This is a genomic window from Streptomyces sp. NPDC007808 (genome assembly GCF_042868655.1).
In the GTDB taxonomy this organism is placed as follows: domain Bacteria; phylum Actinomycetota; class Actinomycetes; order Streptomycetales; family Streptomycetaceae; genus Streptomyces.
On sequence record NZ_JBIAEQ010000007.1, the window covers coordinates 540871 to 565572 of the forward strand.

Genomic DNA, 24702 nt, shown 5'->3' on the forward strand with positions numbered 1-24702 from the left:
TGCGCGGTCAACTCCGTCGGGGTCCGGACCTCGTGGACGCCGCGGTGTGTCGGATCGCTACCGTGTGTACGACGGCGTACCGGGGAAGACCGCCAGCGCGGGCGGAACTGGTCGGCAAGGGGAGGGGCAGGTCGTGATGCGTCTGAGGGGCGGGGCGGCCGGCGCCGCGGCGATGCTCGGCTTGGTGCTGACCGTGGCGGGGTGTGAGAGCGTCGACCTGCCGGTGGACGGCACGCCGACCGGCGCCGGCCCGGCCAAGGGTTCCGGCCGTGCGGCGAGCCCGCTGGACAACCCCGACGGCACGAAACCGGGACTCGCACCGCTCACCTCGGACGCCGAACGCGCCGAGGCGCGGGCCCTCATCGAGAAGGTGGCCACCAAGGGCCGCGGCCCCAGGACGGGTTACGACCGGGACGAGTTCGGCTACGCGTGGATGGACTCGGCACCGGGCGGCATCCCGTTCGCGCGCAACGGCTGCGACACCCGCAACGACCTGCTGAAACGCGACGGCGAGGACCTCCGCTTCCGGTCCGGATCGGACTGTGTCGTGATGGCCATGACGCTGGACGACCCGTACACGGGCCGGACGATCGAGTGGACCAAGTCCCGGGCCACGGCCGTACAGATCGACCACGTCATGCCACTGTCGTACGACTGGCAGATGGGCGCGTCCCGCTGGCCCGAGGGCAAACGCCAGGACATCGCCAACGACCCCCTCAACCTCATACCGGTCGACGGCCGCACGAACAGCTCCAAGGGCGACTCGGGCCCCGCGTCCTGGCTGCCTCCGAACAAGCGGATCCGCTGCTCGTACGCGGTGCGCTTCGCCCAGGTGTCACTGAAGTACGAACTGCCGGTGACGACCGCCGACAAGGAGATGATGCTGCGCCAGTGCACGGGCTGAGGCGAGCCGGTACGCGGTGAAGTGCCGCTGCTGAGGGCGAAATCGGCTGGTCGGCGCGATCACCCGGCCCCTACGGTGACGGGCATGGAGCTGAAAATATCGAGCCTGGCCGACCGTCCCGAGATGCTCGACCGGGTCGTCGAAATGGCGGACAGCTGGCCCGCGTTCATGGGGCAGGACCTGGTGGCAAACGCCCAGTACGGCAGGATTCCCCGGGAACTCCCGCAGTACGTGCTGTTCGCCGAGGACGAGCGCGGCGAGGTCGTCGCACACGCCTACAGCGTGCCCTTCGCCCTGGCCGCCGAGGGCCGCGGCCGACTTCCCGCCCGCGGCTGGGACGAGGTGCTGGTGTGGGCGTTCGCCGACCTGCGCACCGGCACCCGGCCCGACACGGTCAGCGCCATCTCCATCGTCGTCGCCCCGCACGTCCAGGGCAGCGGCCTGTCCGCGCGCATGCTCTCCGCGATGCGTGACAACGCCCGTGCCCAGGGCTTTCGCGAGGTCGTCGCGCCGGTCCGCCCCAACGCCAAGCACCTCGAACCGCGCACCCCCATCGAGGAGTACGCCCGCCGCGTGCGCCCCGACGGGCTGCCCCACGACCCGTGGCTGCGCGTTCACGCCCGCGCCGGCGCCACCATCGACCGCGTCGCACCCGCCTCCATGACCATCGCCGGCTCGCTGGAGCAGTGGCGCGACTGGACCGGCCTGCCCTTCGACACCGCGGGCGACATCGAGGTACCCGGGGCCCTGGTGCCGGTGCGATGCGAGCCGGAGCGGGACCACGCGGTGTACGTCGAGCCCAACGTGTGGATGCGGCACCCTCTCTGACCCGGAAGCCGGGCCTCGACGACCTGCGCCGCGGTACGGAGTGATCGGCATGACAACGGTTCGGTACAACCAGTGACCGTATGTCGGTGTCGACCTATACGCTCGAAGCGACAATCGCACGATCGAGGTTGTCCCAGACCGGGCCAGGGGGGCGACCCCGCACGCCCACTTCAGCGCAACAGGAGCAGCCATGCAGGGCCACGGCTACACGCAGCCGGTGAAGCAGCCGCCGTCGACGGGGTGGCTGGTCTTCGTGCGCGTGGTCCTCGTCGTGATCTCGGTGATGAGCTGCGGCATGCTGCTGTGGGTGATGATGCTGCGTCTGGTCATCGTCACCCGCAGAGCGCGCGACTGGGCTCTGTTCGCGGCGTCGATCGGCGTGGAGTTCTTCGGCCTCTACCTGCTGGGGACCGAGCCCGGCGACGAGATCCACAGCGCGCGCGGCTGGACGGGCCTGGTCATCGTCCTGGGCGGGATGGTCGCCGCGATCGCGTACTACCTCGCCGCGGACATACGTCACTTCCAGCAGCTCCGCCTCGCCAGTCACGGCACACAGGCGCCCTCGGCCCCCGCCTACGGCTATCCGCAGTCCCAGTCGCCGTACACCGCCACGACCGTGCCGCAGTCACCCCCGCTGTCCGGGACCCCGCTGCCCCAGACCCCGCTGCCCCAGACCCCGCTGCCCCAGACTCCGGTACCCCAGACCCCGATACCCCAGCCGCCGACCTCCGGGACGCCGGTGCCGCCGCCCCCGCAGCGCCCCGCGCCCGCGCGCATCGACCAGGTGCGTGCCGAACTCGACGAGCTCAGTGACTACCTGCGCCAGCACGACGGCCGGCAGGACCGCAACCACGAGGGCGGAAGGTGACCGTGGCGGCAGGACGTGTCGTCGCCGGCCGCTATGAACTGTCCACGCTCATCGGACAGGGCGGCATGGGACAGGTCTGGACGGCGTACGACCGTCGGCTCGACCGGCGCGTCGCCGTGAAGCTGCTGCGCCCCGACAAGGTGGCCGGGCACGAGGCGGACGAACTGCGCCGCCGCTTCGAGCGCGAGTGCCGGGTGACCGCACAGGTCGACCACCCAGGGCTGGTCACGGTCCATGACGCGGGCACCGAGGGCGAGGAACTGTTCCTCGTCATGCAGTACGTCGACGGCGTCGACCTCTCCGCCCACCTCGCCGAGCGCAACCCGTACCCGTGGCAGACGGCGGTGGCGGTCGCCGCGCAGCTGTGCGCCGTACTCAGTGCCGTGCACGCGGTGCCGATCGTCCACCGCGACCTCAAGCCGCGCAACGTCATGGTGAAACAGGACGGCACGGCCACCGTGCTCGACCTCGGTGTCGCCTCCGTCATGGACGCCGACACCACCCGCCTCACCCACACCGGCACGCCCATCGGCTCGCCCGCCTACATGGCCCCCGAGCAGGCGATGGGCGGCGCGGTCGGCCCGTACACCGACCTGTACGCGCTCGGCGTGGTGCTGCACGAACTCCTCAGCGGCGACGTGCCGTTCTCCGGCTCGACGGCGCTCGGCGTGCTGCACCGGCACCTGTACGAACCACCGCTGCCCGTGCGCCGTATCCGCGCCGAGGTCCCCGAGGCGCTCGAAGCACTGGTCCTGCGCCTGCTCGCGAAGGACCCCCAGCACCGCCCCGCCTCCGCCCAGGAGGTGTACGAAGCCCTGGCGCCGCTCCTGCCCGCCCGTGGAACGCCCACCGGGGCACCCCTCGACCCCACGCGTCCCTTCCTGCGCCCGCACGCCCCCTGGCCGGACCGGGCCCGCACTCCCGCCCCCCAGCCCGCCCCCGCCACCCCCGTCACGCCGGCCGACGAGAAACCGGACGTCGCGCGCGCCGTCGACGAGGTCAAGCGCCTCCTCGGCGAGGGCCGCATCACCCAGGCCGTCGACATCCTGGGCGCGATCCTGCCCGCCGCCGCCGAACAGCACGGCGAGCACTCCCCGGTCGTGCGCACCTTGCGCAAGCAGTACGCGGCCACCCTCATGGACGACGGCCAGTACCGGCGCGCGCTGCCCGAACTGCGCCGCCTCGCCGACGAACGCGCCGCCGAGGCCGGCCAGGCCGACCCGCAGTCCCTGCGCTTCCGCTACGACGCCGCGCAGTGCCTGGAGCAGCTCGGGGAGCCCGCGGCCGCGCTCGCCGAGTACCGCGCGCTGCTGCCGTACTACGAGAACCAGTACGTCTCAGGCAACGACCACGAACTCGCCCACGACGTCCGCCGCCGCATCGGCCACCTCCTGCTGGCCCTCGGCGACCGCCCCGCCGCCCACGACACCCTGGCCCGCCTGCTGCTCGACGTGGAACGCCGGCACGGCCCGGTCCACCCGCTCGCCACCGAGGTGCGCCGGACGCTGCAGTGGCTGGGGCAGGTGCGCGGCTGATTCCTGACCGGCGACGGCGAGCGCTCGCGCTGAGGGCCGTGCGGGTGGCGCTGCGGTGCCGGAAGTCCTGATGAATCGTTGGTCGAATGGGTTGGCCAGAGCTTGCCCACTGCCTACCATCGATCACCGCAAGACTTTGTGCACTGCCGCACAAGCTCTTCCTCGGGAGGTCTCCTTGCACCGCCGCCGTCGCACCGCGCTCCTCCTCTCCGCCGCGATCGCCGCCGCGCCCCTGCTCACCGCCTGCGGGAACGATGCGCACCCCGGCGCGGCAGCCGTCGTCGGCGGCCAGCGGATCACCGTCGCGCAGCTGGAGAACAGGGTGGGCGAGGTCCGTGCGGCCCAGCGCGCAGCCGTCCCGGACGACGCCCAGTACGCGCAGGTCATCGCCAAGTCCGGCACCCTCCCGCGGGACGTCCTGCACACCATGGTCCTCGACCGGGTGCTGCATCGCGCCGCCCAGGACGCGGGCGTGACCGTGACCCGCAAGGAGCTCCAGGGCATGCGCGGCGACCTGGAGCGGGAGGTCGGCGGCGCCAAGGCGCTGGAGGCGGCCTGGCTCCAGCAGTACGGCATCCCCCCGCAGCGCCTCGACGAGAACCTGCGCCTCCAGCTGGAGGCGCAGAAACTCGCCGCGAAGCTCGGCACCGACACCGGCAAGCCCGCTTTCTGGAACGCCCTGGCCGAGGCCTCCAAGCGGCTCGACATCGACCTCAACCCGCGTTACGGCACCTGGGACGTCCAAAAGAGCAGCCGGGCCGACACCAAGACGCCGTGGGTGCGCGAGGTGACGGCTACGGGCGGCGGGCAGACGGCGTAGCCGCACGGCGCGACGGCCCACCGGGATCAAGGGCGCAACGGCCCTCCCGTGGCCCGCCCCGGCGCAACCGCCCGCTCACGGCCCCGCGCAATCGACCGCCTACGGCCCCGGCGCCCGCCCCCTGTGGACAACGCGGGCCGTGAGCCTGTGGACAACCGGAGGGGCCGTCGGCGTCGTGGGTTACGTTCGGATGGTGAACGCAACCAGCCCCGAAGCCGTCGCTCCCGGCCGCATCGTCCTGCTCACCACCAGCCACCGCGTCGCGCCCGGCCTGCTGTCCTGGCCCGCCTGGCAGGCACTGCACGGGGCCGACCGTGTGCTGTGCGCGGACGGCACGCACCCACAGCTGCCGTATCTGCGCGAGGCCGGGATCACGGTCGACGAGGCCGCCCCGAGCGCCGAGGAACTGATCGACGCCTGCGCCGGCGGGCGCACCGTCGTCGTCGTGGCCACCGGCGAGGGCGAGCCGGCGCTCACCGACGGTCTGGCCCGCCTCGCCGGTTCCGGACGCGTCAGCATGCCCGACCTGGAGCTGCTCCCCGCCTCCTACGACCTGCCCGGCGCCCGCCTCCTCGACCTCGTCCAGGTCATGGACCGCATCCGCGCCGAGTGCCCGTGGTCCTCCCGGCAGACACACAAGGGTCTGGCGAAGTACGGCATCGAGGAGGCGTACGAACTCGTCGAGGCGATCGAGGAAGGCGACCGCGACGAACTCCGCGAGGAACTCGGGGACGTCCTCCTGCAGGTCGTCTTCCACTCCCGCATAGCCGAGGAGGACCCGGAGGCGCCTTTCTCCATCGACGACGTGGCAGGCGGCATCGTCACCAAGCTGATCCACCGCCACCCGCACGTCTTCGGCGACGAGACGGCGACGACCCCCGAGGAGGTCAAGGAGCACTGGCTGCGCACGAAGGCCGTCGAGAAGCGGCGCGAGTCGGTGACGGAGGGCATCCCGCTCGGCCAGCCGGGCCTCGCCCTCGCGGCGAAGCTGGCGTCGCGGGTGCGGACGGCGGAACTGGAGGTGGACCTGCCGACCGGCGAAGGAGTCGGATATGAACTGCTGGCACTGGCGGTCCGCGCCGAGGCGGCCGGAGTGGACCCCGAGGCAGCGCTGAGAGTAGCGGCCCGGGCCTACCGCGATGCCGTACGGGCTGCCGAGGGCTTGTCCGCGTAGGTGTGCCCGGGTCCGCCCCGGCCACGCCCCCGGACCGCCGAGGGGGCCCTCTACCCAGGGCCCCGCCTACCCAGGCCCCCGCTTGGCCAGACCCTCGGCCACCCAGGCCCCCGCCTCCGAGACCCTCGGCCGCCCAGGCCCCCCGCCTCCGAGACCCTCGGCCGCCCAAGCCCGCTTCCGCCGCGGCCGGCCCAGAGCACCGACACGTGCGGACCCGCCGGGCACCGAGCCCGGCACAGGGCTCCCGCCTGAGTGGTCCGGCCCTCACGCCCGTGCCACCTGGGCCCACGCCTGAGTGGTCCCCCGTCGCCCGTGCCCGACGGGCTCACGCCCGAGTCGCCCGGCCCCACACCCCTGCCATCCAGACCCCCGCCCGAGTCGCCGGCCCCACGCCCCCGCTCCACAGCCCCACGCCCCGCCTCACAGCCCCCCGCCCGAGTCGCCCGGCCCCACACCCCTGCCACCCAGACCCACCCCCGAGTCGCCCGGCCCCCACGCCCCCGCCCCACAGCCCCACGCCCCGCCCCACGGCCCCCCGCCCCGAGTCGCCCGGCCCCCACGGCCGTGCCCCCGCCGCCCCTCCGGATACGGTCGAGGAGTGACCGACCAGCACGCCCCCGCCGATGCCGCGCCCGAACCCCCGGAGCTCTTCACCTGGGAGTTCGCCACCGACCCCTACCCCGCCTACGCCTGGCTGCGGGACCACGCGCCCGTGCACAGGACGCGTCTTCCCAGCGGCGTGGAGGCCTGGCTGGTCACCCGGTACGCCGACGCCAAGCAGACGCTCGCCGACAACCGGCTCTCCAAGAACCCGGCCCATCACGACGAACCGGCCCACGCCAAGGGCAAGACCGGCATCCCCGGTGAGCGCAAGGCCGAGCTCATGACGCATCTGCTCAACATCGACCCGCCGGACCACACCCGGCTGCGCCGTCTGGTCAGCAAGGCGTTCACCCCGCGCCGGGTCGCCGAGTTCGCGCCCCGCGTGCAGGAGCTCACCGACAGCCTCATCGACGGGTTCGCGGACAAAGGGGAGGCCGACCTCATCCACGAGTTCGCCTTCCCGCTCCCCATCTACGCCATCTGCGACCTGCTCGGCGTTCCCCGAGAGGATCAGGACGACTTCAGGGACTGGGCGGGCATGATGATCCGTCACCAGGGTGGCCCGAGGGGCGGTGTCGCGCGGTCGGTGAAGAAGATGCGCGGCTATCTCGCCGACCTCATCCACCGCAAGCGCGAGGCACTCCCGGACACCCCCGCACCCGGCGAGGACCTCATCTCCGGCCTCATCCGCGCCTCCGACCACGGTGAGCACCTCACCGAGAACGAGGCCGCCGCCATGGCCTTCATCCTGCTGTTCGCCGGTTTCGAGACCACCGTCAATCTCATCGGCAACGGCACCTACGCCCTGCTGACGCACCCCGAGCAGCGCGCCCGCCTCCAGCGTTCCCTGGCCGCCCAGGAAACCGCCCTCCTCGAAACCGGAGTGGAGGAACTGCTGCGCTACGACGGCCCCGTCGAACTCGCCACCTGGCGGTTCGCCAAGGAGCCGCTCACCATCGGCGGGCAGCGGATCGCATCCGGCGACCCCGTCCTGGTCGTCCTGGCCGCCGCCGACCGGGACCCGGAGCGGTTCGCCGACCCCGACGTCCTCGACCTCGGCCGCCGCGACAACCAGCACCTCGGGTACGGCCATGGCATCCACTACTGCCTCGGCGCCCCGCTGGCCCGCCTGGAGGGCCAGACCGCCCTCGCGACCCTGCTCACCCGGCTCCCGGACCTGCAACTCGCGGTGGACCCGGCCGAGTTGCGGTGGCGCGGCGGCCTCATCATGCGGGGGCTGCGAACACTTCCGGTGCGGTTCACCCCAGTTGGGTGAGTGTGTCCACCTCGGCAAACGTGACACGCACTCACCTCTGTGATCTTCACGTGATCTGCGCGGCATTAACTTGTGACAAGTGATCGTCTGCCTATACGTTCACGGATCAACGACGGCGCCCACGCTTCACGCGCCGCGGTCACTGCTGTCTCGTGAAAGGTCCCCGCATGCTCTCCGGGAACGGTCGTCACCGTCGCCCCCGTCAGGCGCCGGCACTCCTGGTCGCGGCCGGAGTGACCGGCTCCGCCATCGCCATCCCGCTCCTCGGTGCCACGGGGGCGAGCGCGGCCGACGGTACGGTCTGGGACAAGGTGGCCGACTGCGAGAGCGGTGGATCCTGGAGCGCGGACACCGGCAACGGGCAGTACGGCGGCCTGCAGTTGACCCAGGACGAATGGGACGAGTACGGCGGTCTCGACTACGCGGCGAGCCCCGACCTGGCGAGCCGTTCCCAGCAGATCGCGGTGGCGCAGGAGATCCTCGCGGACCGCGGAACCAGCCCCTGGGGCACATGCGCGGTGCTCAACGGCCTCACCAAGGAGTCGGGGTCGGTCGACCTGGACACCGGTGTGGAGGAGGACTCGCCGTCCGAGGTGTCCGGGTCATCCGGATTGCTTGACTCGCCAGGTCGGTCCGATTCATCCGGATCACCCAACAGGTCCAACCCATCTGATTCATCGACTTCATCCGACTCTTCCGGTTCTTCGGACTCTTCCGACGCCTCGACTCCGTCGGGTGACTCGAACTCGCCGAGCGGCTCTTCTGATGAATCGTCCGAATCGCCCGATAGCTCCTCATCGTCTCCCTCGTCATCCCCGCAGGCCGAAAAGTCCGAAAAGGCGGACGCGTCGCCCGACTCCCGGGTCGCGCAGTCGCCGGACAGCTCTCCCGTAGAAGCCCCCAAGGGGGACAATCGGGACGACTTGGGGCAGTCCGCGGGCTCCTGGAGCCTGGTCGACACCGGGTCGATCGAGGACGCGACCACCGGCTCCGGGCGTCATCGCGGAGCCAGTGCCGACGAGAGCGAGGTCGTCGACGGCGCCGCCAAGCCCTCCGGCCGCCACGCCTCGTACAGCGTCCGCCCGGGGGACACCCTGGCCTCCATCGCCGACTCCCTTGAGCTCGACGGCGGATGGCGTGCGCTGTACGACGCGAACAAGGACGCCATCGGCGCCGACGCCAACGACATCTTCCCCGGTCAGACCCTGGACGTCCCGACCGAATAGGGGCCGAACAGGGCGAAAAACTGCGGGAGTTCGCGTCACGTTTCGCTCCTGAATGTCCGTTTTAAATGTAGTGAGAGATAGATCTCAGAAGCCCTGATCGTCTTTGAAATTCCGCGAATCGCGTGTCTACGGTCGTGACCGCTCGCCACCAGTGCGGGCCCCGATGGCCGTCACGCCGAATCCTGCCGGCGGCCGTACGGGAACAGTCGTCGCGTCAAGCGCCGTAGGCAGGAGCGGGGGACCCAAGGTTTGCGCCGGGTCCGGCAGTTGAGGCCCTTCGGGGCCGCACGGCCGGAGCCGGCTCGGGGTGAAGCCGCGCAACAGCAGCCGAGAGGCGAGCGTGCGCGGCCGGGCAACTCAACCGGCCCGAACCCGACAGCTCACCTCGTAGGCGTCGGTGAGGGGATCTCTCCATGCTGTTTTCCAGCAAGGGCAAGCACCGTCGTCCGTCCAAGGCCGTCCGTGCCATCGCCGTCGTCGGCGTCACCGGCGCCGCCGCCGTCGCCGCCCCGCTGATGGCCGCGGGCAGCGCCTCGGCCGCCACCGCCTCCGAGTGGGACGCCGTCGCCCAGTGCGAGTCCGGCGGTAACTGGTCGATCAACACCGGCAACGGCTACTACGGCGGTCTGCAGTTCTCCGCCTCGACCTGGGCCGCGTACGGCGGCACCAAGTACGCCTCCACCGCCGACCAGGCCACCAAGGCCCAGCAGATCGAGATAGCCGAGAAGGTCCTCGCCGGTCAGGGCAAGGGTGCCTGGCCGCACTGCGGCACCGGCCTGTCGAACGCCGCCTACTCCGGCGCCTCGTCGAGCGACTCCTCGCAGAGCTCCGAGACCACCACCCGCTCCACCGAGCAGCAGTCGGCCTCCCGCTCCGCCGAGCGCCCGGCCGCCGAGAAGGACAAGACCGTCACCACCCCGACCGGCAAGAAGGTCAAGAAGGGCGACGGCGAGTACAAGGTCGCCAAGGGTGACACCCTCAGCTCGATCGCCCAGGAGCACGACGTCAAGGGCGGCTGGGAGAAGCTCTTCCAGCTGAACAAGGACATCGTCCAGGACGCCAACCTGATCTACCCGGGTCAGCAGCTGCACCTGAAGTAGTGCGGGCCGAAAGCTGAACCCCGGCGCCCTCACATCCGTGGACCTCAGAGTCAGGACCCCGTGAGGGCCGCCCCCCCCGTCCCCACGGACTCCCCGCTCCGGTGCGTGTTCCCCCGTACGCGCCGGGGCGGGGCTTTTCTCTGTCCGCGTCCGGTCGCCCGACGGCACGGGTGCATCCTTGCGTCGGCCTTCGCTGCGGATTCGTTTCCTGTCCGTCATCCGGAAGCTCTTTGTTCCGCCTGGGAACAATGTGTACCGTCAGTCTGTCCACGGGACGGTCGCTCGCCGACCGATGTCCCGGGGGCGGTTAGGCTCTAGGCGCGAGGCCCCGTGCCCGCACCACCAGCGACACATCGCGTCACATCCCAAGAAGGAGATGCTCGTGCCGTCCATCGACGTCGTCGTAGCCCGGGAAATCCTGGACTCCCGAGGCAATCCCACGGTCGAGGTCGAGGTCGGCCTCGACGACGGCAGCACGGGTCGTGCCGCCGTCCCGTCCGGCGCCTCCACCGGCGCCTTCGAGGCCATCGAGCTCCGCGACGGTGACCCCAACCGCTACCTGGGCAAGGGTGTGGAGAAGGCCGTCCTCGCGGTCATCGAGCAGATCGGCCCGGAGCTGGTCGGCTACGACGCCACCGAGCAGCGCCTGATTGACCAGGCCATGTTCGACCTGGACGCCACCGACAACAAGGGCTCCCTCGGCGCCAACGCCATCCTCGGCGTCTCGCTCGCCGTCGCCCACGCCGCCTCCGAGGCCAGCGACCTCCCGCTCTTCCGCTACCTGGGCGGTCCCAACGCGCACCTGCTGCCGGTGCCGATGATGAACATCCTGAACGGCGGCTCGCACGCCGACACCAACGTGGACATCCAGGAGTTCATGATCGCCCCGATCGGCGCGGAGACCTTCTCCGAGGCGCTGCGCTGGGGCGCCGAGGTCTACCACACCCTCAAGAAGGTGCTGAAGCGCAAGGGCCTGAACACCGGTCTCGGCGACGAGGGCGGCTTCGCCCCGAACCTGGACTCCAACCGCGCCGCCCTCGACCTCATCCTGGAGGCCGTCAAGGAGGCCGGCTACACCCCCGGCGAGCAGATCGCCCTGGCGCTCGACGTCGCCGCCTCCGAGTTCTACAAGGACGGCGTCTACGTCTTCGAGGGCAAGGAGCGCTCCGCCGCCGAGATGACGGACTACTACGCGGAGCTCGTCGACGCGTACCCGCTCGTCTCCATCGAGGACCCGCTGTTCGAGGACGACTGGGACGGCTGGAAGACCATCACCGAGCGCCTCGGCGACAAGGTCCAGCTCGTCGGCGACGACCTGTTCGTCACCAACCCCGAGCGCCTCGCCCGCGGCATCGAGGAGGGCGCCGCCAACGCCCTGCTGGTCAAGGTCAACCAGATCGGTTCGCTCACCGAGACCCTGGACGCCGTCGAGCTGGCCCAGCGCAACGGCTTCAAGTGCATGATGTCCCACCGCTCCGGCGAGACCGAGGACGTCACCATCGCCGACCTCGCCGTCGCCGTGAACTGCGGCCAGATCAAGACCGGCGCCCCGGCCCGCTCGGACCGCGTCGCCAAGTACAACCAGCTGCTGCGCATCGAGGAGATCCTCGACGACGCCGCGGTGTACGCCGGCCGCAGCGCCTTCCCGCGCTTCAAGGGCTGAGCCGTAAAGGGTCAATCCTTAGCCAGTCGTACGTACGTCCCCGTACCGGTCCCGTACCGTGTGCGGGGACGTACGCGTGTGAAACGGGAGGCGGGACATGGCCGTCAAGGACCGGGACCGGTTCTCCACCGCGACCAGGATCCGGTTGCTCGGCGAGCAGACGGCTGCCCGTGTCTACCGCTCCCAGACCAAGCGGCAGGCCCGGCGCTCCAGGCTCACCGGACGCGCCGCCCTGCTCGCGCTGGTCGTCTGCTCCATGGTGGTGGCGCTGGCCTACCCCATAAGGCAGTACGTCTCCCAGCGGGCCGAGATCGCCGACCTGAAGCGCCAGAAGCAGGAGGCCGCCGAGCGGGTCGAGCAACTGCGCGACACCAAGGCACGCTGGCAGGACGACGCCTACGCCGAGCAGCGGATCCGGGAGCGGTTGCACTATGTGATGCCCGGCGAGACCGGGTTCGTGGTGATCGACCCGGACGCCGCCCGGCAGTCGCGGACCGACCAGGGCGCGGCCGACCGCCCCTGGTACACCGACATCTGGGACGGGGTCGACAAGGCCGACGCCGCCGACCACTGAGACCAGCGAGACCGAGAAACCGGCGAGAGCAGCGAGGCCGGCCGGTCCGGGCGAACCGATCGCCCGGACCGGCCGACCCGTCGCCGGCGAGAAACCGATAGAAAGACAGGCATGGAAACGCCCCCGCCGCCCACCCCGCGCACCGAGCCCACCGACACGGACGTCGAGGCATTCAAGCAGCAGCTCGGGCGTCCGCCGCGCGGGCTGCGCGCGATCGCGCACCGGTGCCCGTGCGGGCAGCCGGACGTGGTCGAGACGGCCCCGCGCCTGCCCGACGGCACGCCCTTCCCGACGCTGTACTACCTGACGTGCCCCAAGGCGTCGTCGGCGATCGGCACGCTGGAGGCGAACGGCGTGATGAAGGAGATGACGGCGCGGCTGGAGACCGACCCGGAGCTGGCCGCCGCGTACCGTGCCGCGCACGAGGACTACATCCGGCGCCGGGACGAGATCGAGGAGCTGAAGGGCTTCCCCAGCGCCGGTGGCATGCCGGACCGGGTGAAGTGCCTGCACGTGCTCGTGGCGCACTCCCTGGCCGCGGGCCCCGGAGTCAACCCGCTCGGGGACGAGGCCCTCGCGATGCTGCCCGAGTGGTGGCGCAAGGGAGCCTGCGTGACGCTCCCGGAGGCGTCCGAGGGGGACGTCCAGTGAGCCGGGTCGCCGCCGTCGACTGCGGCACCAACTCCATCCGGCTCCTCGTCGCCGACGCCGACCCGCTGACCGGGCAACTCGTCGACCTGGACCGCCGTATGACGATCGTTCGCCTCGGCCAGGGCGTGGACCGCACGGGCCGGCTCGCTCCCGAGGCCCTGGAGCGGACCTTCGCGGCCTGTCACGAGTACGCGGCGATCATCAAGGAGCACGGCGCGCAGCGGCTGCGCTTCGTGGCGACCTCCGCCTCGCGGGACGCCGAGAACCGCGACGAGTTCGTGCGCGGGGTCGTGGACATCCTGGGCGTCGAGCCCGAGGTGATCACCGGGGACCAGGAGGCGGAGTTCTCCTTCACGGGGGCGACGAAGGAGCTGGCGGGCCGGGAGGACCTGCACCGGCCCTACCTCGTCGTGGACATCGGCGGCGGCTCCACCGAGTTCGTCGTCGGCGAGGAGCACGTCCGGGCGGCACGGTCCGTGGACGTCGGCTGTGTGCGGATGACCGAACGTCACCTGGTCCGGGACGGCGTCGTCTCCGACCCGCCCTCCGCGGAGCAGATCGCAGCGATGCGGGCGGACATCGAGGCGGCCCTCGACCTCGCCGAGGAGACGGTGCCGCTGCGCGAGGCGCGCACGCTGGTGGGGCTCGCCGGGTCGGTCACCACGGTGTCGGCGATCGCCCAGGACCTGCCCGGGTACGACTCGACCCGCATCCACCACTCGCGGATCACCCGCGACCGGGTCCGGGAGATCACCGACTGGCTCCTGCACTCCACCCACGCCGAGCGCGCGGCCGTACCGTCCATGCACCCGGGGCGGGTCGACGTCATCGCGGCGGGTGCCCTGGTGCTGCTCGCGATCATGGAGCGGATCGGCGCGGAGGAGGTCGTGGTCAGCGAGCACGACATCCTCGACGGCATCGCCTTCAAAGTGGCCGAGGACGCCGAGGGCGGCCGGCCCGGCGGCTGACCGTCGGCCCCCGAACGGCACGGAACGGCCCCGGCACCTCCCAGAGGTGACGGGGCCGTCGTCTATGCCCACGGGGGCTGTCCGTCAGTTGCAGAGAAGGACGATGAGGCCGCTGCACCCCCCGTCGTCGCCGTGGTGGTGTCCGTGGTGGTGACCGTGGTGGTGTCCGTGGTGGTGACCATGGCCACCGGCCGCGACCTTGGTGGCGACGGGGTGGGCGGGAGCGGCCGCGGCGGAGGCGGCCGACGCTGCCCCCAACGCCAGGGCAATGCCCAGGGCAGCGCCGACAGAGACTATTCGCGAGGAGGCCCGCTTGAGGGCTCGGTGTGTGGTGATCATGGCTGAACGTTATGCACCGTTGTGTCCACTCCGCTCGCCGAGCGTGGCCGACGGGTGAACGGCGCCCGCGGCCGCCCTCCGCGAGGGGTGCGCCAGACCCGTTCCCGACTGGTCAGCGGGCTGCGCGAGTGAGCGCGCCGACCGGCGTACGAGCGCCTCCGAGGGGGTCTCGCGGGCCCCTTTTCCGCCGCGCGCGAGTGCCCGCCCGGGAAAGTTCGTGAAGTTCTTCACAAGGAATTCGGCCCTCCCGAAGCAAGGACAGGGGCCGGTTGACCCTTCCGAGGGGTGAACAGGCCCTTGAACATGTTCAGATGGGCGGTGTATGAGGGCCGGGGTAAACCGCCCCCGGAGGGTGTTTCCGTCCGCTCACAGGGGGCCCGACGGGACAGAGAGGCAGCTCACGCGGCATTGACAACGGGTCGCGGGGTGGGCCGGTTCCCGATCGTGACCATGACCTGCGTCACGCGGGCCGGGGAGTGTAGCACAGGGCATGGAAGAGCTTGTGAAGGGGCGCACGAGCGACCCCCCTGGAGCGGGTGGATACTCGATGGCATGAGCACCACGGAGCGTCCCAGGATCCTCGTAGTAGGCGGTGGGTACGTAGGCCTGTACGCAGCTCGGCGCATCCTCAAGAAGATGCGCTACGGCGAGGCGACCGTCACGGTCGTCGACCCCCGGTCGTACATGACCTACCAGCCCTTCCTCCCCGAAACCGCCGCCGGCAACATCTCCCCGCGCCATGTCGTCGTCCCGCTGCGACGCGTGCTGCCGAAGGCGGAGGTGCTCACCGGCCGGGTCACCACCATCGACCAGGACCGCAAGGTCGCCACGATCGCCCCGCTGGTCGGCGAGGCGTACGAGCTGCCCTTCGACTACCTGGTGATCGCGCTCGGCGCGGTCTCCCGCACCTTCCCGATCCCCGGCCTCGCCGAGCAGGGCATCGGTATGAAGGGCATCGAAGAGGCCATCGGCCTGCGCAACCACGTGCTGGAGCAGCTGGACAAGGCCGACTCCACGACCGACGAGGAGATCCGCCGCAAGGCGCTCACCTTCGTCTTCATCGGCGGTGGCTTCGCGGGCGCGGAGACCATCGGCGAGGTCGAGGACATGGCCCGTGACGCGGCGAAGTACTACACCAACGTGTCCCGTGAGGACATGCGGTTCATCCTCGTCGACGCCGCCGACAAGATCCTCCCCGAGGTCGGCCCCAAGCTCGGCCAGTACGGCAAGGCGCACCTGGAGGCCCGCGGGGTCGAGGTCTACCTCTCCACCTCGATGGACTCCTGCGTCGACGGCCACGTCGTGCTGAAGAACGGTCTGGAGGTCGACTCCAACACCATCGTGTGGACGGCCGGCGTCAAGCCGAACCCGGCCCTGGCCCGCTTCGGTCTGCCGCTCGGCCCCCGCGGCCACGTCGACTGCGAGACGACCCTCCAGGTCAAGGGCACCGACTACATCTGGGCCGCGGGCGACAACGCCCAGGTCCCGGACCTCGTCGGCCGCAAGGCGGGCAACGAGAACGCCTGGTGCCCGCCGAACGCCCAGCACGCGCTGCGTCAGGCCCGCGTCCTCGGCGACAACGTGATCTCCGGTATGCGGGGCTTCCCGCAGAAGGACTACGAGCACGCCAACAAGGGTGCGGTCGCCGGTCTCGGCCTGCACAAGGGCGTCGCGATGATCGTCATGGGCAAGATGAAGATCAAGCTCAAGGGCCGTCTCGCCTGGTACATGCACCGTGGCTACCACGGTCTGGCGATGCCGACCTGGAACCGCAAGATCCGCGTCTTCGCCGACTGGACCCTCGGCATGTTCCTCAAGCGTGAGGTCGTGGCGCTCGGCGCGCTGGAGTCCCCGCGCGAGGAGTTCTACGAGGCGGCCAAGCCGGCGCCGGTGCCCGCGGCGGCCAAGCCGGAGAAGACCGAGGAGAAGGCCAAGGCCTCCTGACCTCGTCCGGTCACTGAACGAACCGAAGGACCTCCCGCCATCCGTGGTGCGGGAGGTCCTTCGGCTTTCCGGCGCCTCCGTCACGGTGTTTGCCCAGTCGTAACGCGCGTGGGGGACTGCGCCCGCCCCCCGCGGGTGTTTTCGTGGTGTTGGACATTCCGACCACCATCGGAGGTGTGCGCCATGGCTGACGCCGCGCGGCGGCTGCAGGTCCTTCTCGAACGACTGCTGGGAACACCGCTCCCGGTGCGCATCCGCGCCTGGGACGGTTCGCTGGCGGGGCCGGCGGGTGCGCCGACCCTCGTCGTCCGCAACCGCCGTGCCGTGCGCCGGCTGCTGTGGAAGCCGGGTGAACTGGGCCTGGCCCGCGCCTGGGTGGCCGGTGACCTCGGCATCGAGGGCGATGTGTACGCCGCCCTCGACCTGCTCTCGGGGCTGGTGTGGGAGCGCGGGGAGGACGCCCGCGGTCTCGCGGAGATCCTGCGCGATCCCGAGGCGCGCGCCGCCGTCCGTGGGCTGGTCCGGATGGGCGGGGTGCCGCTGCCCCCCGCACCGCCGCCGGAGGAGGTCCGCCGGCGCCGCGGCCATCTGCACACCAAGCGCACCGACAAGCGGGCCATCAGCCACCACTACGACGTCGGCAACGACTTCTACGAGATCGTCCTCGGCCCGTCCATGGTGTACTCCTGCGCCTACTGGCCGGCCCCGCCTCCGCAGGGCACGCTGGAGGCCGCGCAGCGCGACAAACTCGATCTCGTCTGCCGCAAACTCGCCCTCAGACCCGGCCTGCGCCTGCTCGACGTCGGCTGCGGCTGGGGCTCCATGGCCGTGCACGCGGCGCGTGAGTACGGCGTGAGCGTCGTCGGCATCACCCTCTCCCAGGAGCAGGCGGTCTACGCCCGCAAGCGCGTCGCCGACGAGGGACTCACCGACAAGGTGGAGATCCGCGTCCAGGACTACCGGGACGTCGCCGACGGGCCGTACGACGCGATCTCCTCCATCGGCATGGCCGAACACGTCGGCGCCGAACGGTACCTGGAGTACGCCGATGTGCTGTACGGGCTGCTGAAGCCCGGTGGGCGGCTGCTGAACCACCAGATCGGCCGCCGTCCGCAGCGGGACGAATCCTCCTACCGTGTCGACGAGTTCATCGACGCCTACGTCTTCCCCGACGGCGAGCTCCAGCCGATCGGCACCACCGTCACCCAGCTGGAGCGGGCGGGTTTCGAGGTGCGGGACGTGGAGTCGATCCGCGAGCACTACGCCCTGACCCTGCGCCGCTGGGTCGCCAATCTGGAAGCCGGCTGGGACCGGGCCGTCGCGCTCAGCGGCCCCGGCCGCGCCCGCGTCTGGCGGCTGTACATGGCCGCCTCGGCGCTCGCGTTCGAGCGCAATCACATCGGCGTCAACCAGGTCCTGGCGGTCCGGGCGCCCGACTCCGGTGACTCCAAGATGCCGCTGCGCGCCCGCAGGTGGACCGAGGGCGAGCGCGGTTGACCCGGACGAAAGCGGAAGGGCCGGGCTCCCCCTGACAGGGGAGCCCGGCCCTTCGGTGGCGTCGGAGGTGGTCACTCGGCCTTGATCGCGTTCAGCACGTTCAGCCGTGCGGCGTTGCGGGCCGGCCACAGCGCCGCCAGGACGCCCACCAGACCGGCCAGCGCCAGGAAGATCCCGATCCGGTCCCAGGGCAGCACCAGCGCGTAACCCGGGACCTGGTCCGCGAAGGTCTCACCGATCGCCCAGCCGAGGAACGAGCCGAGACCGATGCCGACCACCGCGCCGAACACCGAGATGACCACGGCCTCCAGCCGGACCATCCGCTTCACCCGGCGCCGGTCGAGACCGATGGCCCGCAGCATGCCGATCTCCTGCTGCCGTTCGAAGACCGACATCGCCAGGGTGTTGACGACACCCAGCACGGCGATGATGAGGGCCATCGCCAGAAGGCCGTACATGATGTTCAGCATGGTGTTGATGGCACCGCCGAACTCGTTGCGGATGTCCTGCCGGTCCATGACCTTGATCGCGGGACTGTCGCCCAGCGCGTCGACGAGAACCTTCTCGTTGGCCGCGGACTGGCCGCCGTCCACCTTCACGAAGATCTGCTGGATGGACGGCTGCACCTCGTGCGGGTTCACGACCTTCGTGTCGACGAGGACGGGGGAGAGGAACTCGCTGTCCTTGAAGACGGCCCCGACCTTGAGCGTGTCCTTCTTCTCGTCGCCGAAGGTCACGGAAACGCTCTCGCCGGGCTTCCAGCCCTTGCTCTTGGCCGTCTTCTCGGCGACCGCGATCTCGCCCCGGGCGAGCGAGCCGATGTCGCCGTTGACGACGTCGACGTTCAGGACCCGCTCGATGTCGCCCGGTGTGACCGCCGAAGCGGACACGTAGTCCTCGTCACCGACCTGGAAGTAGACGCTCTGCTGCGGTGATACCGCGGAGACGCCCTTGGCCTTCTCCAGCGCCTTGAGCGCGGACTCGTCGAGGGACCCGCCGTTCGCCATCGAGACCATGTAGTCGGCCTTGATGTTGTCCGTGGTCATCTTGTCGATGGCCGTGCCGACCGTGGCACCGAGCACCGAGAGGCCGGTCACCAGGGTCAGTCCGATCGCCAGCGCCGAGGCGGTGGCGCCGGTACGGCGCGGATTGCGGACCGCGTTCAGGCCGGCCAGCCTGCCCGCCACCCCGAAGGGGCCGACGAGCAGCGGACGGACGAGCGCGATCACGGGCCGGGACAGCAGCGGGATCAGGATGATCACACCGACCAGCGCGAAGAACGCGCCCGCCGCGATGTACATCCGGCCGCTGTCGCCGCCGGACGAGGCACCCGCCATGATCCCGACCGCGCCGAGAGCGGTGACGGCCGCGCCGATGGAGTTGCGGACCACCAGCGACTTGGTGGTCGCCGCCGCGTGGACGCTGCTCATGGCCGCCACCGGCGGGATCTTCGCTGCCCGGCGGCCGGGCAGCCAGGCGGCGAGCATGGTGATCAGCACACCGACGCCGATCGCGGCGAGCACCGGCGTGGCGGACAGGATCAGCGGGCCGTCCGGGATCTTCATGCCGAACGCGGCCATTCCGGACCGCAGCCCGACCGCGAGACCGACGCCGAGGACGAAGCCGATCAGCGAGGCGACCAGGCCCACCACCGCGGCCTCGGCCAGCACCGAACGGGTGACCTGCCGGCGCGAGGCGCCGACGGCCCGCATCAGCGCGATCTCCTTGGTGCGCTGGGCGACCAGCATCGTGAAGGTGTTGGAGATCAGGAAGATCCCGACGAACAGCGCGATGCCCGCGAAACCGAGCAGCACCTGCTTGAGCGAGCCCATGCCCTGTTCGATCTGCTCGGCCTGCTCGTCCGCGAGCGCCTGGCCGGTCTTGGCCTCGGCACTGTCCGGCAGCAGCGGCTTGACCTGGCCCAGGATCTTCGTGTCGGAGGCGCCGGGGGCGGCGGTGACGGTGGCGCTCGCGAAGTAGCCCGGCTTGAGGTACTGCTTCTGGGCGACCGCGGTGTCGAAGAGGACGAGGCTGCCGCCGGCGTTCACGGCGCCGTCCTCGGTGGTGAACACGCCGCTGAGGGTGTACTCCTTCACCGGCCCGTTGGTGGCGACCCGCACCCGGTCGCCGACCTGGTACTCGCCCTTGGCCGCGGAGTCCTTGTCCAGGGCGATCTGATCGTCCTTCACCGGGCCCGAGCCGTCGGTGAAGGTGTAGGCGGGGTCCTTGCCGTCCTTGCCGGGGGCGAAGTTGGAGCCCTTGTTGGACCAGCCGACGCCGATCAGCTTCCCGTCGGGGTCGGCGACCCCGGCGAAGCCGTCGACGCGGCCGTACGCGGCGGCGACGCCGTCCACCGAGGAGATCTTGTCGAGGGTCTCGCGGGAGAGGCCGGGCTCTTCCTTGGCGTTGTCGGGGTCGGCGTACGAGGTGACGGCGACGGCGACGTCGTCGTAGCTCTTGGCCGACTGGTTGCGGAAGGCGTTGGAGAGGGTGTCGGCGAAGACCAGGGTGCCGGAGACGAACGCGACGCCGAGCATCACGGCGAGCACGGTCATCAACAGCCGGGCCTTGTGCGCGAGTACGTTGCGCAGGGCGGTGCGGAACATCAGCTGGTGCGGCCCTTCGCGTCGAACTGCTTCATGAAGTCGAGGACGTTGTCCGCGGTGGGCTTGTACATCTCGTCGACGATCCGGCCGTCCGCGAGGAACACCACCCGGTCCGCGTACGCCGCGGCCACCGGGTCGTGCGTCACCATCACCACCGTCTGCCCCAGCTCCCGAACGGAGTTGCGCAGGAAGCCGAGCACCTCGGCGCCGGAGCGCGAGTCGAGGTTTCCGGTCGGCTCGTCACCGAAGATGATCTCGGGCTTGGAGGCCAGGGCGCGGGCGACGGCGACGCGCTGCTGCTGGCCGCCGGAGAGCTGCGCGGGACGGTGGCTCAGGCGATCGGCCAGGCCGACCATCCGGATGACCGAGTCCACCCACTGCTTGTCCGCCTTGCGGCCCGCGATGTCCATCGGAAGGGTGATGTTCTCCAGGGCGGTCAGCGTGGGCAGCAGGTTGAACGCCTGGAAGATGAAGCCGATCTTGTCGCGGCGCAACTTGGTGAGCTGCTTGTCCTTCAGGGAGCCCAGCTCGGTGTCGCCGATGCGCACGGAGCCGGAGGAGAAGGTGTCCAGGCCGGCCACGCAGTGCATCAGCGTGGACTTGCCGGAGCCGGACGGGCCCATGATCGCGGTGAACTCGGCCTGCCGGAACTCGACGGAGACCCGGTCCAGCGCGACCACCTGGGTCTCGCCCTGTCCGTAGATCTTCGACAGATCCGTGGCACGCGCGGCCACGGCGGTGGTCCGGCCGGCGATGGATGAGGTGGTCACGAGTGAAACGCTCCTGAGGGACGACGATGTGTTCGAAGGACTCGTCCATCGTCCCGGTCGTGAGCCGCCGTGTAGTCAGTCGCTGTTCCGGTTCCGAAGACAGACTGCGGATGGACCGGACGGGGCGGCGTCATACCTGAGGATGACGAGGACCCCTGAGGAGCCGACGGGCCGCCGGCTGACCGCACTCGTGCCGTAACAGGTGGAGCGTCCTCCTTTGGACGGTGAAATTCCGTCATTCCGCATGCGTCACGGACCGTCACACGCAAGGCTATTGGCAAGTGCGGATGGCGTGTTCCCGGGGCTGATGCACCCTCAGACGTCAATAAAATAAGACAACATCGGTCCGCCCGTCCGCTGTTCGGGGGAGGTATCCCGATAGGCTCGGGACCTCGATGCGGAGCCCATGGCCTGCCCAGATGGTGGAATGCAGACACGGCGAGCTTAAACCTCGCTGCCCCTTCGCGGGCGTGCCGGTTCAAGTCCGGCTCTGGGCACTTCCGATCACCACTTCCTCCCCGCCGGGCTCCCCTTCGTTGGTGCGTCGCCCGTTCAAGAGTTCACGTACGACCGTTGACAGCAGACGTGTGCGGTCGGAGACTCACGTCAGAAGATGGTGAATAAAAGTTCACCACGCGAACGCAGGGGCAGCGGTCCACGGAAGACAGGGACAGCGGTCCACGGAAGAAGGGACGACCGATGCGCACCACCGTCGGCATCATCGGAGCAGGCCCCGCCGGGCTCCTCCTCGCCCGGCTGCTCCACAACGCCGGCATCGACTCGGTCGTCCTGGAGAGCCGCGACCGCGCCTACGTCGAGAACCGCCAGCGGGCCGGGATCCTGGAGCAGGGCACGGCGGACGTGCTGCGCGCGGCCGGCGCCGGGGAACGCATGGACCGCGAGGGGCTCAGGCACGACGGCATGGAACTGCGCTTCGCCAGGCGGCGCCACCGCGTCGACTTCCCCGCCCTCACCGGCGGCCGGTCCGTGACGGTCTACGCCCAGACCGAGGTCTGCAAGGACCTCATCGCCCTCCAGCTCAAGGAGGGCGGTCCGCTGCTGTTCGGGGCGGAGGCGCTGGCGGTGGAGGGCGCCGACACCCGGAACCCGCGGGTGCGCTTCCGTCACCAGGGCGTCGAGGACGTCCTCGTCTGCGACTACGTCGTGGGCTGCGACGGCTTCTGGGGTGTGGCCCGAGGAGCGATCCCCGCCGAGCTGACCCAGGTCTTCGAGCGGACGTACCCCTTCGGCTGGCTCGGCATCCTCGCCGACGTCGCCCCCTCGCACGACGAGCTGGTCTACGCCCGCCACGACCGCGGCTTCGCCCTCCTCTCCATGCGCTCCCCGTCCGTCTCCCGCCTCTACCTCCAGGTCCCCGAGGGCACCGACGCGCGGAGCTGGGCCGACACGGAGATCTGGGACGAACTGGAGCGCCGGTTCGAGACCGCCGACGACTGGCACCTGGAGCGCGGCCCCATAACCCAGAAGTCGGTCACACCCATGCGCTCGTACGTCCACGAGCCCATGCGGTACGGCCGCCTCTTCCTCGCCGGCGACGCGGCGCACATCGTGCCGCCGACGGGTGCCAAGGGGCTCAATCTCGCCGTCGGGGACGTCGTCACCTTCGCGCGGGCGCTGACGCACGAGAAGGAGACGGGTTCGGCCGAGCTCCTCGACGCCTACTCCGAGACCTGTCTGCGCAGGGTCTGGCAGGCCGAGCGGTTCTCCTACGACATGACCACGCTGCTGCACCGCGCCCCCGGCGCCACGCCCTTCGAGGACCGGCTCCAGCTGGCGCGACTGGAGCGGCTCACGCAATCCCGGGCGGCCGAGACGGACCTCGCCGAGGGGTACACGGGGTTTCCGTTCGGGTGAGCGCACGCGGGGTCCGGGCGAGTGATCTCCGATCGGTTCCGGCCACGTCGCAGCTTGGTCATGAATGATCCCCTCCGTGGCTGGGAATCACCGAGCCGCGTAGCGTGTTGCGCAGCACGACGAGGGAAAGATCCTCCCCAAGCACTAGGGTCAATCCTTTGCCTACCTATTACTCTTGAGCCAAGGCCACGCACGGTGGCCATGGAGGAGTGAAATGAGGAGCAGCAACCCGGTCTTCTCGCGACGGGGGTTCAGCCGCGACAACGGCTACGCGGGCTTCAACACCGCGCCGCAGGCCGGGGGCGCCGCTGTCGGCACGCAGGGCAACCCGTACGCCCAGCCGCAGGCGGGCAACCCGTACGCGCAGAACCCTTACGCCCAGCAGGACCTTCAGTACGGCGCGCCGCCGCAGGCCCCGGCCACCACCGGCAGGATGACGATCGACGACGTCATCCTGCGCACGGGCACCACGCTCGGCACGCTCATCGTCACGGCCGCGCTCGCCTGGGCGCTGCTGCCGGTCGACGCCGCGAACATCAACCGGTCCTACGGCATCGCCATCGGTGCCGGTCTGATCGGCATGGTGCTGGCGCTCGTGCAGTCCTTCAAGCGCAAGGCCTCGCCGGCGCTGATCCTGGCGTACGCCGCGCTGGAGGGTGTCTTCCTCGGCGTCGTCTCCAGCATCGTCGACACCCACATCGCCAGTGGCGCGGCCATGCAGGCGGTGCTCGGCACGATGGCGGTCTTCGCCTCGGTGCTGGTGGCGTACAAGGCGGGCTGGATCCGCGTCAACCGCCGCTTCGTCGGCTTCGTGATGGCGGCAGCCCTCGGCTTCATCCTGCTGATGGCGATCAACCTGCTGTTCGCCGTCTTCGGCGGCGGTGACGGCCTCGGCTTCCGCAGCGGCCCGCTCGGCATCGTCTTCGGCATCGTCGGCATCCTGCTCGGCGCCTGCTTCCTCGCCCTGGACTTCAAGCAGGTCGAGGACGGCATCGCCTACGGCGCGCCGCGCGAGGAGGCCTGGCTCGCGGCCTTCGGTCTCACGATGACGCTGGTGTGGATCTACATGGAGTTCCTGAGGCTCATCTCGATCCTCAACAGCAGCGACTGACTCTCGACGCCGTAGCGCGGCGACGGTCGAAGGCGAAAGGGCCCCGGGTTCGTCCCGGGGCCCTTCGTCGTCTGTGCGCGCCTAGAGGAATTTGCGCGCCGCCCTCCTCAGGTCGTACTCGTGGACGATCGCCTTCGCGTGGCCGTACGCGAGGTCGTACTCGTGGCGAAGCCAGCTGACCTTCTCCTCGAAGCGAACGAGGGCCGGTCCTTCTTCTACGGTGCGGAGCCAGTCGGAGACTTCACGACCGGTGCAGTGGGGGATGCGGGCGAGCATGTTGCGGTGGGTCTCCTCGGAGAGGACGTGGGACATCGGCGCCTCCGGACGCAAAGGGGATGTAAGCCGGTCCTTCAGGTCACCGTGCCTGAGC

21 protein-coding genes, 1 tRNA gene and 1 riboswitch are annotated in these 24702 nt (G+C 70.5%); of the genes, 18 read left to right on the top strand and 4 right to left on the bottom strand.

From position 1 onward, the window contains the following. Positions 1-136: 136 nt before the first annotated feature. From ACFYNL_RS27995 to ACFYNL_RS28055, 13 genes are all read left to right on the top strand, one after another. Positions 137-904: an HNH endonuclease family protein gene (locus ACFYNL_RS27995; RefSeq protein WP_388807985.1), complete on the top strand. Its 768-nt coding sequence runs from the start codon at positions 137-139 to the stop codon at positions 902-904. Positions 905-988: 84 nt separating this feature from the next. Next, a complete protein-coding gene (locus ACFYNL_RS28000) occupies positions 989-1732 on the top strand; it encodes an N-acetyltransferase (protein ID WP_388807848.1) in 744 nt (247 codons plus the stop codon). A gap of 190 nt (positions 1733-1922) precedes the next feature. After that, entirely contained in the window at positions 1923-2600 is a 678-nt protein-coding gene (locus tag ACFYNL_RS28005; RefSeq protein ID WP_388807850.1) for a hypothetical protein, read from the top strand. A gap of 38 nt (positions 2601-2638) precedes the next feature. After that, positions 2639-4135 carry a protein kinase gene (locus ACFYNL_RS28010; protein ID WP_388807987.1) on the top strand — a complete coding sequence of 499 codons (1497 nt, stop codon included), beginning with the start codon at positions 2639-2641 and terminating at the stop codon, positions 4133-4135. A 175-nt stretch (positions 4136-4310) separates the two neighbouring features. Then, positions 4311-4955, top strand: a complete 645-nt coding sequence (locus ACFYNL_RS28015) for a SurA N-terminal domain-containing protein (RefSeq protein WP_388807851.1) — start codon at positions 4311-4313, stop codon at positions 4953-4955. Positions 4956-5148: 193 nt separating this feature from the next. Further along, positions 5149-6129 carry a nucleoside triphosphate pyrophosphohydrolase gene (locus ACFYNL_RS28020; protein WP_388807853.1) on the top strand — a complete coding sequence of 327 codons (981 nt, stop codon included), beginning with the start codon at positions 5149-5151 and terminating at the stop codon, positions 6127-6129. Positions 6130-6727: 598 nt separating this feature from the next. Continuing rightward, entirely contained in the window at positions 6728-8008 is a 1281-nt protein-coding gene (locus ACFYNL_RS28025) for a cytochrome P450 (RefSeq protein ID WP_388807854.1), read from the top strand. Positions 8009-8175: 167 nt separating this feature from the next. Next, on the top strand, positions 8176-9234 hold the full coding sequence (locus tag ACFYNL_RS28030) for a transglycosylase family protein (RefSeq protein ID WP_388807855.1): 1059 nt from the start codon (positions 8176-8178) through the stop codon (positions 9232-9234). A 209-nt stretch (positions 9235-9443) separates the two neighbouring features. Next, positions 9444-9643, top strand: a riboswitch (cyclic di-AMP (ydaO/yuaA leader). A 4-nt stretch (positions 9644-9647) separates the two neighbouring features. After that, positions 9648-10334, top strand: coding sequence for a transglycosylase family protein (locus ACFYNL_RS28035; RefSeq protein WP_388807856.1), 687 nt, complete (start codon positions 9648-9650; stop codon positions 10332-10334). Positions 10335-10716: 382 nt separating this feature from the next. Next, positions 10717-11997 carry a phosphopyruvate hydratase gene (eno, locus tag ACFYNL_RS28040; RefSeq protein WP_388807858.1) on the top strand — a complete coding sequence of 427 codons (1281 nt, stop codon included), beginning with the start codon at positions 10717-10719 and terminating at the stop codon, positions 11995-11997. A gap of 97 nt (positions 11998-12094) precedes the next feature. Next, positions 12095-12571: a septum formation initiator family protein gene (locus tag ACFYNL_RS28045; protein WP_388807860.1), complete on the top strand. Its 477-nt coding sequence runs from the start codon at positions 12095-12097 to the stop codon at positions 12569-12571. A 111-nt stretch (positions 12572-12682) separates the two neighbouring features. Further along, positions 12683-13222 (top strand): DUF501 domain-containing protein, encoded by a 540-nt coding sequence (locus ACFYNL_RS28050; protein ID WP_388807862.1) that lies wholly within the window; start codon positions 12683-12685, stop codon positions 13220-13222. Next, a complete protein-coding gene (locus ACFYNL_RS28055; protein WP_388807864.1) occupies positions 13219-14190 on the top strand; it encodes an exopolyphosphatase in 972 nt (323 codons plus the stop codon). Before ACFYNL_RS28050 ends, ACFYNL_RS28055 begins: the two co-directional genes overlap by 4 nt. 84 nt (positions 14191-14274) lie before the next feature. Here ACFYNL_RS28055 and ACFYNL_RS28060 read toward each other — a convergent pair whose 3' ends face one another. Continuing rightward, the gene (locus ACFYNL_RS28060) at positions 14275-14529 is read right to left on the bottom strand and encodes a hypothetical protein (protein ID WP_388807866.1); all 255 of its coding nucleotides are present in this window, start codon (positions 14527-14529) and stop codon (positions 14275-14277) included. 552 nt (positions 14530-15081) lie between these two features. Here ACFYNL_RS28060 and ACFYNL_RS28065 point away from each other — a divergent pair. Continuing rightward, entirely contained in the window at positions 15082-16473 is a 1392-nt protein-coding gene (locus ACFYNL_RS28065; RefSeq protein WP_388807868.1) for an NAD(P)/FAD-dependent oxidoreductase, read from the top strand. Positions 16474-16656: 183 nt separating this feature from the next. After that, positions 16657-17970: a class I SAM-dependent methyltransferase gene (locus tag ACFYNL_RS28070; protein ID WP_388807870.1), complete on the top strand. Its 1314-nt coding sequence runs from the start codon at positions 16657-16659 to the stop codon at positions 17968-17970. 71 nt (positions 17971-18041) lie between these two features. Here the strand turns inward: ACFYNL_RS28070 and ACFYNL_RS28075 are convergent, their stop codons facing one another. Beyond that, complete coding sequence (locus tag ACFYNL_RS28075; protein ID WP_388807872.1) at positions 18042-20576, bottom strand: ABC transporter permease; 2535 nt, start codon at positions 20574-20576, stop codon at positions 18042-18044. Then, positions 20576-21346: an ABC transporter ATP-binding protein gene (locus tag ACFYNL_RS28080; RefSeq protein WP_388807874.1), complete on the bottom strand. Its 771-nt coding sequence runs from the start codon at positions 21344-21346 to the stop codon at positions 20576-20578. Before ACFYNL_RS28080 ends, ACFYNL_RS28075 begins: the two co-directional genes overlap by 1 nt. Before the next feature lie 413 nt (positions 21347-21759). Here ACFYNL_RS28080 and ACFYNL_RS28085 point away from each other — a divergent pair. From ACFYNL_RS28085 to ACFYNL_RS28095, 3 genes are all read left to right on the top strand, one after another. Then, positions 21760-21843: transfer RNA gene (locus ACFYNL_RS28085), tRNA-Leu, on the top strand. Positions 21844-22045: 202 nt separating this feature from the next. Then, positions 22046-23221 carry a 4-hydroxybenzoate 3-monooxygenase gene (locus ACFYNL_RS28090; protein ID WP_388807875.1) on the top strand — a complete coding sequence of 392 codons (1176 nt, stop codon included), beginning with the start codon at positions 22046-22048 and terminating at the stop codon, positions 23219-23221. A gap of 214 nt (positions 23222-23435) precedes the next feature. Then, entirely contained in the window at positions 23436-24332 is an 897-nt protein-coding gene (locus ACFYNL_RS28095) for a Bax inhibitor-1/YccA family protein (RefSeq protein WP_388807876.1), read from the top strand. Positions 24333-24413: 81 nt separating this feature from the next. On the opposite strand, the gene ACFYNL_RS28100 is transcribed toward ACFYNL_RS28095, so the two are convergent. After that, positions 24414-24644, bottom strand: coding sequence for a DUF4287 domain-containing protein (locus ACFYNL_RS28100; protein ID WP_030049879.1), 231 nt, complete (start codon positions 24642-24644; stop codon positions 24414-24416). Positions 24645-24702: the final 58 nt, after the last annotated feature.

Coding starts and splice junctions, on each gene's coding strand:
- ACFYNL_RS28045 (WP_388807860.1), top strand. CDS start 12,095: ATGGCCGTCAAGGACCGGGACCGGTTCTCCACCGCGACCAGGATCCGG.
- ACFYNL_RS28095 (WP_388807876.1), top strand. CDS start 23,436: ATGAGGAGCAGCAACCCGGTCTTCTCGCGACGGGGGTTCAGCCGCGAC.
- ACFYNL_RS28075 (WP_388807872.1), bottom strand. CDS start 20,576: ATGTTCCGCACCGCCCTGCGCAACGTACTCGCGCACAAGGCCCGGCTG.
- ACFYNL_RS28035 (WP_388807856.1), top strand. CDS start 9,648: ATGCTGTTTTCCAGCAAGGGCAAGCACCGTCGTCCGTCCAAGGCCGTC.
- ACFYNL_RS28065 (WP_388807868.1), top strand. CDS start 15,082: ATGAGCACCACGGAGCGTCCCAGGATCCTCGTAGTAGGCGGTGGGTAC.
- ACFYNL_RS28005 (WP_388807850.1), top strand. CDS start 1,923: ATGCAGGGCCACGGCTACACGCAGCCGGTGAAGCAGCCGCCGTCGACG.
- ACFYNL_RS28050 (WP_388807862.1), top strand. CDS start 12,683: ATGGAAACGCCCCCGCCGCCCACCCCGCGCACCGAGCCCACCGACACG.
- ACFYNL_RS28090 (WP_388807875.1), top strand. CDS start 22,046: ATGCGCACCACCGTCGGCATCATCGGAGCAGGCCCCGCCGGGCTCCTC.
- ACFYNL_RS28100 (WP_030049879.1), bottom strand. CDS start 24,644: ATGTCCCACGTCCTCTCCGAGGAGACCCACCGCAACATGCTCGCCCGC.
- ACFYNL_RS28060 (WP_388807866.1), bottom strand. CDS start 14,529: ATGATCACCACACACCGAGCCCTCAAGCGGGCCTCCTCGCGAATAGTC.
- ACFYNL_RS28070 (WP_388807870.1), top strand. CDS start 16,657: ATGGCTGACGCCGCGCGGCGGCTGCAGGTCCTTCTCGAACGACTGCTG.
- ACFYNL_RS27995 (WP_388807985.1), top strand. CDS start 137: ATGCGTCTGAGGGGCGGGGCGGCCGGCGCCGCGGCGATGCTCGGCTTG.
- ACFYNL_RS28000 (WP_388807848.1), top strand. CDS start 989: ATGGAGCTGAAAATATCGAGCCTGGCCGACCGTCCCGAGATGCTCGAC.
- ACFYNL_RS28030 (WP_388807855.1), top strand. CDS start 8,176: ATGCTCTCCGGGAACGGTCGTCACCGTCGCCCCCGTCAGGCGCCGGCA.